Raw genomic sequence first — 13,219 nt, forward strand, 5'->3', positions numbered from 1 at the left:
AGCCTGGCATCAGTGATTAGCGAGGCACAACAATGGACCTGACACAGTATCGGACCCTCGGCCGTTCGGGATTGGCGGTGAGCCCGCTCGCCCTGGGCACCATGACGTTCGGAACCGCCCGCTGGGGTCTCGACGAGGCCGGCAGCCGCGCGGTGTTCGACGCCTATGTCGAGAGCGGCGGCAACTTCGTCGACACGGCGGACGTGTATGCGGGCGGCGCCAGCGAGGCCATGGTCGGCCGTTTCCTCAAAGAGCGAAGCCTGCGCGACCGGATCGTGCTGGCCACCAAGGCGGGATTCGCCGCCGGAGCCGGTCCGCACGCGGGCGGGAGCGGCGCCAAACACCTCCACGCGGCGATCGAGGGCTCGCTGCGCCGCCTCGGGACGGACTACGTCGACCTGTACTGGCTGCACGCCTGGGACGGGGTGACGCCGGCCGAGGAGTTGCTCGACACGATGGCGGGTCTCGTCCGGGCCGGGAAGACCCGCTACTGGGGCCTGTCGAACGTGCCCGCCTGGTACGCGGCCAAGCTCGCGACCCTGGCCTCCGTGCGCGGGCTGCCGGGCCCGATCGGGCTGCAGTACTTCTACTCCCTCGTGAGCCGGGAGGTAGAGGACGAGCACGTCCCGCTGGCGGCCGAGTTCGGCCTGGGCCTGGTCCCCTGGTCACCGCTCGCCTACGGCCTGCTCACGGGCAAGTACGACCGCGCCGCCGTCGAGGCCGCCCCGGCCCGCGCGGCCGGCCTGCCGAGCGAGGCGCGAGACGCCGAGACCGATTCCACTCAAGCGGACCGGCGCCTCGACGGCGCGAACCCCTTCGGCGACAGCCTGTTCACGCCGCGCAACTGGGCGATCGTCGACGCGGTGCGGCAGGTGGCGGACGCGCTCGGGCAACCGGCCGCGCGGGTCGCCCTGGCATGGGTGGTCGGCCGACCGGGGGTCGCCACGACCCTGATGGGTGTCAGCCGGGCGGAGCAGGTCGGGGACAACGTGGCGGCCCTCGCTCTGGTCCTCGCGCCGGAGCACCGCGCCGCCCTCGACGCGGCGAGCGCGCCTGCGGCGCCGCGCCTGATCTACGGTCTCTCGCGGCAGCCCCTGCGCCGGCAGCTGATCTTCGGGGGAAGCGAGGTCCAGGCCGCGGCGGAGCTGAGGCCCCCGACCTGACGGGCGCGACGGCTGCCCCGACCCGGAGTCGCCACGCCTCAGGGCGTCGGCGCCACCGGCTGGTTCGGGTCGGTGAGCTGGATCGTCCAGCTCTTCTGCTCGCCGGTGTCGACCTCGTAGAAGCCGTTCCGGTCGAGGCCCCGGGCGAGGCAATCCTCGACGCCGCGGATCGTGAATTCGCGGTCCTTGGTGCACATCAGCGAGCGACCGCTCCACTCGCCACCGCGCGTGTAGTCCACCGCGTAGACGTAGTAGAACCGCGCCGCGAGGGAGCCTTTCAGCAGCGTCTCGCAGACCTTCGGCGCCACGTCCCACCAGCCCTCCGTGACCCAGCCCTGCGGGTCGCGGTAGCCCAGCGCGATGCCGACCTTGCTGGCGGTCTGGTTGCACATGCGCAGGTCGGCCCGGGCGGGAGCCGGGAGCAGGGTGACGGCCAGGAGGGCCGCGCCCGCGAGCCCGGGCCGCCAGCGGAGGATCCGGGCGCCGCCGCGGGCGAGGAGGGAGCCGGACGCGGTCCGGGCCTCCCCTCGCCGGACAGCGAGGGGAACGTGCGCCTGCCGGGACCGGGCACGCGTGCGCCCCATCAGGCGCGCGAACGCCCTAGCCGACGAGGATGATGCGGCAATCGTTGACATTGGTGCGTGTCGGACCCGGCTGAACGAGGTCGCCGATGGTGGCGAAGAACTTCGTCGAATCGTTGTCGGCCAGCATCGCGGCGGGATCGAGCCCGGCGGCGCGGGCGCGGGCCAGAGTCGTCGGGTCGACGAGGCCGCCGGCCGGGTCGGTGGCCTCGCCGCGACCGCCATCGGTGCCGTCGGTGTCGGCGGCGATGCCGAGGATGGTCTCCGCGCCCTCCAGCGCCAGGGCGAGGGCCAGGGCGTATTCCTGGTTCGGGCCGCCATGGCCCTCGCCGCGGATCGTCACCGTGAGCTCGCCGCCCGAGATGATCGCGACCTTGCGGCCGTCCGCGGCCATCTCGCGGGCCATCCGGGCATGCTCGGCGGCGACCTCGCGAGCCTCGCCCTCGACGTCGGGCCCGAGCATCACCGGCTCGTAGCCCGCCGCGGAGGCGGCGGCCGCCGCCGCTTCCAGCGCGTCGATGGGCCGGGCGATGATGCGGTACTCGGCCCGGGCGAAGGCGGGGTCGCCGGCCTTCGGGGTCTCGTTGGCGGAATCGTTGAGGAGCGCCTTGGCGGTCTCGGGCAGGGGGATGCCGCGACGTTCGCAGATCTCGCGGGCATCGGCCAGCGTCGTCGGATCCGGGACGGTGGGGCCGGAGGCGATCACGGCCGGGTCGTCGTGCGGCACGTCGGAGACGGCCAGGGTCAGGATCGAGCGGGCGTTGCGCGCCATCATGGCGAGGCGGCCGCCCTTGATCCGCGACAGGTGCTTGCGCACGCAGTTGATCTCGTTGATCGGCGCGCCGGAGCGCAGCAGGGCCTTGGTGATGGCCTGCTTCTCGGTGAGGGTGAGCGCGCCGGCCGGGGCGATCCAGTTGGCCGAGCCGCCGCCGGAGAGCAGCACCAGCACGTCGTCCTCTGGACCGGCATCGGCGGCGATCTTGAGGGTGTCGATGGTGGCGTCGATGCCGGCCTGGTCCGGCACCGGATGCCCGGCCTCGACCATGCGGATCATCGGGGCCTCCTCGCCGTAGCCGTGGCGGGCGACCGCCAGGCCGACGATGCGGCTCGGATCGACGCCGTGCTCCTCCCGGTAGAATCGGCTGGCGACCGCCGCCATGCTGCCGCCGGCCTTGCCGGCGCCGAGGATGATGAGGCGGCCCTGTCCCGGGGCGGGCAGGTGGGGCACGAGGCAGCGCGACGGGTGGGCGGCGGCGATCGCCTCGTCGAGGCAGTGGAGCAGGAGGGCGCGGCGGGATTCGGTCGAGGCGGGTGCGGTCATGTCGGGTGCGGTCATGGCGTTTCCGTATTCCGGTGGTCGATCGCAAAGGCGGCCCGGTGGTTCTCCTCCGGATTGTTGTGCCCCCGGCATGGTGCCGGATTGTTGCCGTCGCGGCGCGATCCGCGATACGTGCTGTGCCCGACGCTCGCCGCCGCGGCAAGCCACGCCTGCGCGGGCGTCCCCACGATGCGGCCGGGGCCTTGCATCCCGCCCGTCATCCGTTGCCGCCCGCGCCCAACCGGACCGTGCCCGCCCCATGCAGCCACCGCATCCCGTCGAGACCATCCCGGGCGATCCCGCCGGGGGCCTGCTCCTGATCTGCGACCACGCCTCGAACCACGTGCCGGAGGATCTGGGCCAGCTCGGGGTGCCGGAGCACGAATTCGCCCGCCACATCGCCTACGACATCGGCGCCGCCGCGGTGACGCGACGGCTCGCGGCCGCCCTGAACGCCCCCGCGATCCTGACCCGGTTCTCGCGACTGATCATCGACCCGAACCGGGGCCGGGCCGACCCGACCCTGGTGATGCGCCTCTCCGACGGGGCCGTGGTGCCGGGCAACGCCCGCATCGACGAGGCCGGCAAGGCCGAGCGCATCCGGCGCTTCTACGCGCCCTTCGACGACGCGATCGAGGCCGGGATCGCCCGGGCCGAGGCCACCGGCACGCGCCCGGCCATCGTCACCATCCACAGCTTCACGCCGTACTGGCGCGGGGTGCCGCGCCCATGGGAGGTCGGCATCCTGTGGGACCGGGACGACCGCATGAGCGCGCCGCTGATCGCGGGCCTGCGGGCCGACCCGGACGGGCTGACGGTGGGCGACAACGAGCCCTATGGCGGCGGCCTGCCCGGCGATACCATCGACCGCCACGCCATGGCCCGCGGCCTGCCGAACGCGCTGGTGGAGATCCGCCAGGACCTCATCGTCGCGGAGGCGGGACAGGCCGCGTGGGCGGACCGATTCGCGCGGCTTCTGCGGCCGATGCTGCCGATCCGCGCTTGACGGGAGGCCCCGGCGCGCCGACCTCAGGCGCAGATTGGGAGACACACCATGACCGAGATCGACGACGCCACCCGCACCGAACTCGAGGCCGCCGTGTACCGGCGCCTCGTCGCGCACCTGCAGACCCGCACCGACGTGCAGAACATCGACCTGATGAACCTGGCCGGGTTCTGCCGCAACTGCCTCTCGAACTGGCTCAAGGACGCCGCAGAGGCCAAGAACCTGCCGATGACCAAGGACGAGAGCCGCGAGGCCGTCTACGGCATGCCCTTCGCCGAGTGGAAGCGCCTGCACCAGTCCGAGGCGACGCCCGAGCAGCAGGCGGCCTTCGCGAAAGCCGCGGCCGAGCCGCACTGAGGCCGTCGCGGGGCCGCACTAAGGTCCCGGTAAGCTTGACGGCTTATCGAGGCGGTTCCGGCGCAGCCTCCCGCGCCTCGCAGATCAGGGACTTGAGACGACCATGGCCGCATCCGCCGCACCCGCCGTCGACGCTTCCTCCGTCGCCGCCGACCAGCTGAAGAGCTTCATCGAGCGCATCGAGCGCCTCGAGGAGGAGAAGGCCGGCCTCGCCTCGGACATCAAGGATGTCTACGCCGAGGCCAAGGGCACCGGCTTCGACACCAAGGCCCTGCGCAGGATCATCTCCCTGCGCAAGAAGGACCATGCCGAGCGCCAGGAGGAGGAAGCCATCCTCGAGCTCTACATGCAGGCCCTCGGGATGGTCTGAGCCGCCGCCATCGTCCCCGGGGCCGCCCGCATGGCGGATGCCCCGGGGCCGGACGCCTGCCGACTGATCCGACCGATCTGATAGCCGGCGCCGGCCGGGATTCCGCGATCGCGCCGCGCGCCGCGGGCCGACGGGCCGCCGCGGCGAAATTGCGGGCTCGGCGTTTTCGGAGCATGGCAGGCCGTACGCCCTCCGCTGCTCCGATGATCAGGATCGCCATGCGCACGAACGCCGGTCTCGCCCTCGCGCTGCTTCTCGCCCTCGCGCCCGTCCCGGCCCTGGCGGCCCCGAACGAGGCCGTGCTCGCCGCGGCGAAGGCCCAGGACGCGCCCTATCGCGAGACCCTGAAGGGCCTGGTGAATGTCGATACCGGCACGGGCGACGTCTCCGGCCTGTCCACGGTCGAGGGGATCCTGACGGCGCGCCTCCGGGCCGCGGGCCTGACGGTCGAGACCCGCGCCGCCCCCACCTTCGGCGGCAACACCCTGATCGGCACGCGGGCGGGCAAGGGCGCGCGCCGGATCATGATGCTGGTCCATTACGACACCGTCTTCGGCACGGGCGATGCCGCCAAGCGTCCCTATACCGAGCGCGACGGCCGCGCCTACGGCCCCGGGGTCGCCGACGCGAAGGGCGGGGTCGCCATGATCCTGCACGTCCTGGCCGCCCTGGAGGCGCTGCACTTCGACGGCTACGGCACCCTCACGGTGGTGCTCAACCCCGACGAGGAGCGCGGCTCGCGCGGCTCGCGCGACGAAATCGCCCGGATCGCCCGCGACCAGGACGTGGTCCTGTCCTTCGAGCCGTCCTTCGCCGAGGCCGGCGTCGACGCCGTCACCGTGGCGACCAAGGGAATCAACTACGCCAGCCTGACGGTGAAGGGCCGCGCCTCCCATGCCGGCGGGGCGCCGGAGGCGGGCCGCAACGCGGTGGTCGAGCTCGCCCATCAGATCCTGCAGCTGCAGGACCTCGGCGATCCGGCCAAGGGGACCAGCCTGCACTGGACCGTGGTCCAGGGCGGCACCAAGCCGAACATCATCCCCGAGGCGGCCCGGGCGGAGGGCGACATGCGCTACTTCGTGCCGAGCGAGTACGACCGGGTGCTGACCCAGGCTCGCCGGATCATCCAGACGCACCGGGTGCCCGACACGCAGGTGAGCTTCGACCTCGCCCGAGGGCGCCCGCCGCTGCCGCAGAACCCCGCGACGCAGGCCCTCGGCGAACGGGCGCGGGCGATCTACGGCGAACTCGGCGCCGACCTCGCCCTCGCGGAGATCGGTGGCGGCACCGATGCGGGCTACGCCTTCCAGCCCGACAGCCCGGCCAAGCCCGCCCTGCTCGAATCCCTCGGCATCGTCGGCGGCCAGTATCACAGCGCCGACGAATTCGCCGTCCTCGCCAGCATCACGCCGCGCCTCTACCTCGCGACCCGCCTCGTGATGGAGTTGTCGCAGGACCCGGCCCGCTGAGCCGGCCGCGTCCCCGCGTGCCCCGCGCACGACCGGGGCGCCCCCCGGTCCGGTCGCCCTAGGGCAGGGCGCCGATCAGGCGCTTGGCATCGGTGAGGATGTTCTCGCAGGCACGCTGGTTGCCGTCCTGGTCCTCCGCCAGGGCTTCCTGGATCAGCAGGCGCGCGGCGGCGACGTTCTCCCGGCTCGGCACGGCCTGCGGGTCGCTCGGAGGCTCGGTGCCTGCCCGGGGCAGGGCCTTCAGCGAGCCGGTGGCGAGGGTGTGTCCGGGCTGGAGGCCGGCGATGCGCACGGCCCCGATGCTGTCCAGGCGGCGCTGGAGTGCGCTGACCTGCTGCCGGCACGGCGTCGCGGAGGCCGGAAGTCCGGCGCCGACCAGAAGGAGGGCCGACACGGCAAGTACTGGGAGACGCATGGTCCATATTCCTCTGTCTTGGTACCGGCGATGACCAGGCCGGCACCGTCTTGTGCAGGGCCCAAGTCGATCGATCCTTGATTTGAATCAGGGATCGGCGGCCGATATGGTTCTTTGTCTTCGTTCGACCCGTGACTTGTCTGTCGGCCATCTTGGCGGCTTGCCGGGCGCGGAGCGGACCGCCCTCCGCCTCGGCGATCCCGCGAGCCCCCGAGGGGGGCACCCGGACGGGTCGGCCGGAATCGCCTGTCTGGTGACGAGCCTGCTCGCGCAGCGCGACCGGGGCACCCGATCCGCCTCAGCGGCGCGGCCAGCGACGGATCAGCAGGGTGGCGCTCACCGTCACGGCCCCGAGGGCGGCGGCGACGAGCGTCGCCCGGGCGGCGGCCATCACCACCGCGAAGACCAGGGCGGTCTGATCGAACACCACCAGCGCCACCAGGATCGCGGCGACGGACAGCAGCGCGGTCAGGCCCAAGGAAGCCGCGAGCAGGAACAGGGTGACGAAGACGCGCGACGGGAGGGCGGTGGCGGCGGACGGTCGGTTCATGAGCCTCGATCCTTCAGGAAACGGCCCTGACCCTGTGAAGTCCACGCATTGTCGTCCTTGAGCTGGATCAAGCGGGTCGCGACCTGACGACGACGTCGCCTCGACGCTTCGGAGCTTGTGCGGAGACAGCCCCGCGCCGGCGGCCTCCGACGCCTCCTTGATTCAAATCAAGGCTCCCGGCCGAGCCTGTCCGTAGATGCGGCGACGACCCGTCCTGCGCTGGGAATCGACGCCGCCATGCCCGCGATGCCAACGTCCAAATACATGACCGAAGGGGAGGCGGGCCTCAGCCTCGTCCTGATCGTGGGTGCGCTGCTCTGTGCCCTGGCCTCCGCCCACGCGGTGGACGCGCCCTTCGCCTTCCACATGGGCCTGTTCGCCCTCGCGGCGCTGGTGGGCTTCGGCGCGATCCTGAAGCGCTACGAGTGGCGGCCGGCCGCCGCTCCGCCCCAGACCATCGCGGGCAAGCCGAACTACAATCTCGGGCCGGTGAAGTTCGCGGTGATCGCCGCGATGGTCTGGGGCATCGCCGGGTTCCTCGTCGGCTGCACCATCGCCTTCCAGCTCTGGGCGCCGTCGCTGAATTTCGGGCTCGAATACACCACCTTCGGGCGCCTGCGGCCGCTGCACACCTCGGCGGTGATCTTCGCCTTCGGCGGCAACGTCCTGATCGGCACGTCCCTCTACGTCGTGCAGCGGACCTGCCGGGCGCGGCTGGCCGGCGATCTCGCGCCCTGGTTCGTCATCCTCGGCTACAACCTCTTCATCGTCGTGGCCGGCACCGGCTACCTCCTGGGCGTCACCCAGTCGAAGGAATACGCCGAACCGGAATGGTATGCCGACCTGTGGCTGACCCTCGTCTGGGTCGTCTACCTGCTGGTCTTCCTGGCAACGTTGTGGAAGCGCAAGGAACCGCACATCTTCGTCGCAAACTGGTTCTACCTCGGCTTCATCGTGACCATCGCGATGCTGCACATCGTCAACAACCTGGCGGTCCCGGTCTCGTTCTTCGGCTCGAAATCCTATCCGATGTTCGCCGGGGTCCAGGATGCCCTGATCCAGTGGTGGTACGGCCACAACGCCGTCGGGTTCTTCCTCACCGCCGGCTTCCTGGCGATCATGTACTACTTCGTCCCCAAGCGCGCCGAGCGGCCGATCTACTCGTACCAGCTGTCGATCATCCACTTCTGGGCGCTGATCTTCATGTATATCTGGGCCGGCCCGCATCACCTGCACTACACGGCCCTGCCGGATTGGGCGCAGACCCTGGGCATGACCTTCTCGATCATGCTGTGGATGCCGTCCTGGGGCGGCATGATCAACGGCCTGATGACCCTGTCCGGCGCCTGGGACAAGCTCCGCACCGACCCCGTGCTGCGCTTCATGGTGGTGTCGCTCGCCTTCTACGGCATGGCGACCTTCGAGGGGCCCCTGATGGCCATCAAGGCCGTGAACGCGCTGTCCCACTACACCGATTGGACCATCGGGCACGTGCATTCGGGTGCCCTCGGCTGGGTCGCCTACATCTCCTTCGGAGCCCTCTACTGCCTGGTGCCCTGGCTGTGGAACCGGCGGGAACTGTATTCCCTCAAGCTGGTCGAGTGGCACTTCTGGATCTCGACCCTGGGCATCGTGCTGTACATCTCCTCGATGTGGGTCGCCGGGATCATGCAGGGGCTGATGTGGCGGGCCTACAACGCCCTCGGCTTCCTCGAATACTCCTTCGTGGAGACCGTGGAGGCGATGCAGCCCTACTACCTGGTCCGGGCGCTGGGCGGGGTGCTGTTCCTGATCGGGGCGCTGATCATGGCCTACAACCTCGCCATGACCATCGCGGGCCGCACGGCCGCCGCCCGCACCGAGACGCCTGGAGCCGGCGTCGCGCCGGTCCTCGTCCCGGCCGAGTGATCCCTGCTGCCCGGCTCCCGCCGCTTGCTTCCCGCCGTGGCCGTCCCTCCGGCGGCCACGAGCGGCCCCCGCCTCACCCCCGCATCACGGAGCCATCGTCATGGCGCTCGCCCAGCCGGGCCTCTGGAAGAGGCACGAGATCTTCGAGAAGAATTCCATCCTTCTCCTCATCGCCGCGCTCCTCGTCGTGGCCATCGGCGGCCTCGTCGAGATCACGCCGCTCTTCTACCTGAAGAGCACCGTCGAGGCGGTCGAGGGCGTCCGCCCCTATACGCCGCTCGAGCTCGCCGGACGCAACATCTACATCCGCGAGGGCTGCTACCTCTGCCACAGCCAGATGATCCGGCCGATGCGCGACGAGATCGAGCGCTACGGCCACTTCTCGCTCGCCGCCGAGAGCATGTACGACCACCCCTTCCAGTGGGGTTCGAAGCGCACCGGCCCGGACCTCGCCCGCGTCGGCGGCAAGTATTCGGACGCCTGGCATCGCGAGCACCTGATCGACCCGCGCTCCGTCGTGCCGGCCTCGATCATGCCGCCCTACGCCTTCCTCGACCGGCCCCTCGACGCCGATGCCATCGCGGAGGACCTGAAGGCCAACCGGGCGGTGGGCGTGCCCTACAGCGACGAGATGATCGCGCTCGCCCGGACCGACCTGCGCGCCCAGCTCGACCCGGACGGCCCCGGCGCCGCGGACCTGCAGCGCCGCTATCCCGGCGCCGCCCTCCGCGACTTCGGCGGCGACAAGTCCCGGGTCGCCGAGATCGACGCCCTGGTCGCATACCTCCAGGTCCTCGGCACCATGGTCGACTTCAAGATCTACGAAGACAAGAAGAACCTCAGGTGAGTGCCATGACCTACGAAAGCGCCGCCGTCTTCGCGCAGACCAGTGGCCTGCTCTACTTCATCGGCATCTTCCTCGCCGTGATCCTGTACGCCTTCTGGCCGCGCAACCGGTCCCGGTTCGAGGCGGCCGCCCACCTTCCCCTGAGCGAGGACTGAGCGCCGTGCCCAAGACGATCCTTCCGGGCGATCCCCCCGCCGCGGCGACCGACACGACGGGCCACGAGTGGGACGGGATTCGCGAATACAACAATCCGCTGCCGCGCTGGTGGCTCTACACCCTCTACGCGACGGTGATCTGGTCCATCGGCTACTGGATCGCCTATCCGGCCTGGCCGCTGGTGAGCGGCTACACCGCCGGGCTCCTCGGCTATTCGCAGCGCCAGACCGTGCTGGCCGAGGTCGACGGCGTCCGCGCCGTCCGCGACGCCCGCGGGCAGGCGCGGCTCGCCAGCATCCCGGTGGCGGAGATCCGCGCGGACCCGGACCTCCTGCGCCTCGCCCTCGCCACCGGCAAGGCGGCGTTCGGCGACAACTGCGCCGCCTGCCACGGCACCGCGGCCACGGGGCGGACCGGATATCCGAACCTGCAGGACGACGACTGGCTCTGGGGCGGCACGCCCGAGGCGATCGAGCGGACCATCCGGTACGGGGCGCGCTCCGGTCATGGCGAGGCCCATCTCGGCGACATGCCGGCCTTCGGGCGCGACGGCATCCTGACCCGGGCGGAGGTGGAGGCGGTGGCGAGCTACGTTCTCTCCCTCTCGGGCAAGCCCGGGGTGAAGGGCGCGAGCGTCGAGAAGGGGCGGGAGGTCTTCGCCGGCAACTGCGCGGCCTGCCACGGGGAGGCCGCCAAGGGGAACCCGGAGATGGGCGCCCCGGACCTGACCGACCCGATCTGGCTCTACGGGTCGGCGCCGCAGGATGTGGTGACCACGGTCACCCAGGGCCGCAAGGGCGTGATGCCCGCCTGGGAGGGCCGCCTCGACGCGGCGACGATCAAGTCCCTGGCCATCTACGTGCACAGCCTCGGCGGCGGCCAATAGGCCGCCCGCTCCCGTCCGCCCGCGGGGCCATGCCCCGCTTGAGCGAGATCAAGGCAGCCGGCGCCACCCCGGCCTAGACGACACCGGTGCCGCGTCCGCGGCCTGACGGACCCCCCTGATGTCGCTCGCTGACCCCGCCGGGACGCAGTCCCTCGCCAGACCGCCCGTCGAGGCCCGGCCTGCCGCGCCGATCGCCACCGGACCCGCCGCCGCCCGCGGCAAGACGTTCGGCGTGCGGGCGACCCGGGCCGCGATTCCGCCCGCGAGCGGCGCCCTCTTCGCCGCCCGGACCAAGATCCATCCGCAGGCCGTCCGCGGGACGTTCCGGACCATCAAGTGGGTGATCCTCGCGGTCGCCCTCGGGGTCTACTACCTCGTGCCGTTCCTGCGCTGGGACCGGGGCCCCGGGGAGCCCTCGCAGGCGGTGCTGCTCGACCTTGACCGTGGCCGCTTCTACGACTTCGCCATCGAGCTCTGGCCCCAGGACATCACCTACGTGATGGGGCTCCTCATCCTGGCGGCCTTCACCCTGTTCCTGATGAACGCGGTCGCGGGGCGGATCTGGTGCGGCTACCTCTGCCCGCAGACGGTCTGGACCGACCTGTTCCTCGCCGTCGAGCGCCTCGTCGAGGGCGACCGCCGCGCCCGCCTGAAGCTCGACGCGGCGCCCTGGTCCCTGGAGAAGGTGACCCTGCGCACCCTGAAGCACAGCCTCTGGCTGCTGATCGCCTGGTGGACCGGCGGCGCCTGGGTCCTGTACTTCGCCGACGCGCCGACCCTGGTGGGGCAGCTGGCAACCTTCCAGGCCCCGCCCGTCGCCTATGGGGCGATCCTGACCCTGACGGCGACGACCTACCTGCTGGCGGGCCACATGCGCGAGCAGGTCTGCACCTACATGTGCCCGTGGCCCCGCATCCAGGGCTCGCTCACCGATGCGCATTCCCTGAACATCCTGTACCGGGGAGACCGCGGCGAACCCCGGACCTCGGCCAAGAAGACGACCGCCCTGCGCGCCGCCGGGCAGCCAGCGGGCGACTGCGTCGACTGCTTCGCCTGCGTCACCGCCTGCCCGGCCGGCATCGACATCCGCGACGGGCTGCAGATGGACTGCATCCAGTGCGGGCTCTGCGTCGATGCCTGCGACACGACCATGGACCGGCTCGGGCGGCCGCGGGGCCTGATCGGCTACGACACCGAGGCGAATGGCCGGAGCCGGGCGGCCGGCGGCCCTCCGGTGAGCCGGGTCCTGCGTCCGCGCACTGTCGTGTACGGCGTGCTCGTGGCGGCCGTCGGCGGCGGCATACTCTACGGCCTCGCGACGCGCAGCGTCACCGGCCTCAGCGTGCTGCACGACCGCAACCCGCTCTTCGTGACGCTGTCGGACGGCGCCATCCGCAACGGCTACACGGTCCGGCTCCTCAACAAGCGCCGGGCGCCGCGTCGCTTCGCGCTCGCCGTCGAAGGCCTCCCCGACGCCCGGGTGGACGTCGTCGGCGGCACGCCGGGGGACATGCTCGTCCCGTCCGACGCGACCCAGGAGTTCCGGGTGCTGGTCTTCGCCCCGCCCGGCGCCCGCACCGACGCCTCCGTCCCGCTCACTTTCAGCATCACCGATCCTGCGACGGGCGAGACCGCCCGGGCCCGGGACAGCTTCAAGGCTCCAGTCCCATGAGCACCGGTCCCATGAGCCCTTCCGCTCCGCCGCGTCCCGCCCCGCGCCTGACCGAACGCCGGGTGCTGGCGATCTTCGCGCTCTTCTTCGGCACCATCGCGACCGCCGACGCCGTGCTGGTGACCTCGGCCCTGAAGACCTGGTCCGGCCTGGACGATCCCTCGCCCTACCAGGCGAGCCAGCGCTACAATGCCGAGCTGAGGCGCGCCCGGGCGCAGACCGCGCGCGGCTGGCGCCTGGATGCCGCCGTGCTGCGCGAAGGGCAGGGCGGCGCCGCCCTGACCATCGGCCTCCGCGACGCCGACGCCCAGCCCCTGGCCGGCCGGGTGCTGCGGGCGCGCCTGGAACGCCCCACGGACAAGCGCGCCGACCGCCCCTTCACCCTCACGCAGACCGCGCCGGGCACCTATGCGGGCCACCTCGCCGACGCGGCGCCCGGGCAATGGGAGCTGGTCGTCGAGGTCGTGGATGGGGACGGCGTCGCGCTGCGGCGCAAGCAGCGCCTCGTCCTGGATTGAGAG

15 protein-coding genes are annotated in these 13,219 nt (G+C 71.6%); 11 read left to right on the top strand and 4 right to left on the bottom strand.

The window, feature by feature from the left end; all coding sequences use genetic code 11:
- Positions 1–32: 32 nt before the first annotated feature.
- A complete protein-coding gene (locus tag AC1MGR_RS07500; protein ID WP_480234178.1) occupies positions 33–1,163 on the top strand; it encodes an aldo/keto reductase in 1,131 nt (376 codons plus the stop codon).
- Between the two features lie 38 nt (positions 1,164–1,201).
- Here AC1MGR_RS07500 and AC1MGR_RS07505 read toward each other — a convergent pair whose 3' ends face one another.
- Both AC1MGR_RS07505 and AC1MGR_RS07510 read right to left on the bottom strand, forming a co-directional pair.
- Positions 1,202–1,600 carry a DUF1036 domain-containing protein gene (locus tag AC1MGR_RS07505; RefSeq protein ID WP_108040286.1) on the bottom strand — a complete coding sequence of 133 codons (399 nt, stop codon included), beginning with the start codon at positions 1,598–1,600 and terminating at the stop codon, positions 1,202–1,204.
- A gap of 163 nt (positions 1,601–1,763) precedes the next feature.
- Positions 1,764–3,080, bottom strand: a complete 1,317-nt coding sequence (locus AC1MGR_RS07510; protein ID WP_480234179.1) for a glycerate kinase type-2 family protein — start codon at positions 3,078–3,080, stop codon at positions 1,764–1,766.
- A gap of 241 nt (positions 3,081–3,321) precedes the next feature.
- Here AC1MGR_RS07510 and AC1MGR_RS07515 point away from each other — a divergent pair, with 241 nt between their 5' ends.
- From AC1MGR_RS07515 to AC1MGR_RS07530, 4 genes are all read left to right on the top strand, one after another.
- Positions 3,322–4,068: an N-formylglutamate amidohydrolase gene (locus AC1MGR_RS07515; RefSeq protein WP_108040233.1), complete on the top strand. Its 747-nt coding sequence runs from the start codon at positions 3,322–3,324 to the stop codon at positions 4,066–4,068.
- A gap of 48 nt (positions 4,069–4,116) precedes the next feature.
- A complete protein-coding gene (locus AC1MGR_RS07520) occupies positions 4,117–4,425 on the top strand; it encodes a DUF1244 domain-containing protein (RefSeq protein WP_480234180.1) in 309 nt (102 codons plus the stop codon).
- Positions 4,426–4,528: 103 nt separating this feature from the next.
- On the top strand, positions 4,529–4,795 hold the full coding sequence (locus tag AC1MGR_RS07525) for a DUF2312 domain-containing protein (protein ID WP_055951813.1): 267 nt from the start codon (positions 4,529–4,531) through the stop codon (positions 4,793–4,795).
- A gap of 218 nt (positions 4,796–5,013) precedes the next feature.
- Positions 5,014–6,264 carry a glutamate carboxypeptidase gene (locus tag AC1MGR_RS07530; RefSeq protein WP_480234181.1) on the top strand — a complete coding sequence of 417 codons (1,251 nt, stop codon included), beginning with the start codon at positions 5,014–5,016 and terminating at the stop codon, positions 6,262–6,264.
- Between the two features lie 58 nt (positions 6,265–6,322).
- Here the strand turns inward: AC1MGR_RS07530 and AC1MGR_RS07535 are convergent, their stop codons facing one another.
- Complete coding sequence (locus AC1MGR_RS07535) at positions 6,323–6,679, bottom strand: hypothetical protein (protein ID WP_108040237.1); 357 nt, start codon at positions 6,677–6,679, stop codon at positions 6,323–6,325.
- A 298-nt stretch (positions 6,680–6,977) separates the two neighbouring features.
- Positions 6,978–7,229 carry a hypothetical protein gene (locus AC1MGR_RS07540; RefSeq protein ID WP_480234182.1) on the bottom strand — a complete coding sequence of 84 codons (252 nt, stop codon included), beginning with the start codon at positions 7,227–7,229 and terminating at the stop codon, positions 6,978–6,980.
- A 264-nt stretch (positions 7,230–7,493) separates the two neighbouring features.
- Here AC1MGR_RS07540 and ccoN point away from each other — a divergent pair, with 264 nt between their 5' ends.
- The 6 genes from ccoN (at position 7,494) to AC1MGR_RS07570 (ending at position 13,216) form a co-directional block, all read left to right on the top strand.
- A complete protein-coding gene (gene ccoN, locus AC1MGR_RS07545; RefSeq protein WP_480234183.1) occupies positions 7,494–9,137 on the top strand; it encodes a cytochrome-c oxidase, cbb3-type subunit I in 1,644 nt (547 codons plus the stop codon).
- A 100-nt stretch (positions 9,138–9,237) separates the two neighbouring features.
- Positions 9,238–9,984 (top strand): cytochrome-c oxidase, cbb3-type subunit II, encoded by a 747-nt coding sequence (ccoO, locus tag AC1MGR_RS07550; protein ID WP_108040243.1) that lies wholly within the window; start codon positions 9,238–9,240, stop codon positions 9,982–9,984.
- A gap of 5 nt (positions 9,985–9,989) precedes the next feature.
- Positions 9,990–10,139: a cbb3-type cytochrome c oxidase subunit 3 gene (locus tag AC1MGR_RS07555; protein ID WP_108040290.1), complete on the top strand. Its 150-nt coding sequence runs from the start codon at positions 9,990–9,992 to the stop codon at positions 10,137–10,139.
- 5 nt (positions 10,140–10,144) lie between these two features.
- A complete protein-coding gene (gene ccoP, locus AC1MGR_RS07560) occupies positions 10,145–11,026 on the top strand; it encodes a cytochrome-c oxidase, cbb3-type subunit III (protein ID WP_480234184.1) in 882 nt (293 codons plus the stop codon).
- A 118-nt stretch (positions 11,027–11,144) separates the two neighbouring features.
- On the top strand, positions 11,145–12,698 hold the full coding sequence (gene ccoG / locus AC1MGR_RS07565; RefSeq protein WP_480234185.1) for a cytochrome c oxidase accessory protein CcoG: 1,554 nt from the start codon (positions 11,145–11,147) through the stop codon (positions 12,696–12,698).
- 11 nt (positions 12,699–12,709) lie between these two features.
- The gene (locus AC1MGR_RS07570) at positions 12,710–13,216 is read left to right on the top strand and encodes a FixH family protein (protein ID WP_480234186.1); all 507 of its coding nucleotides are present in this window, start codon (positions 12,710–12,712) and stop codon (positions 13,214–13,216) included.
- Positions 13,217–13,219: the final 3 nt, after the last annotated feature.

The organism is Methylobacterium sp. BI1 (assembly GCF_056680125.1).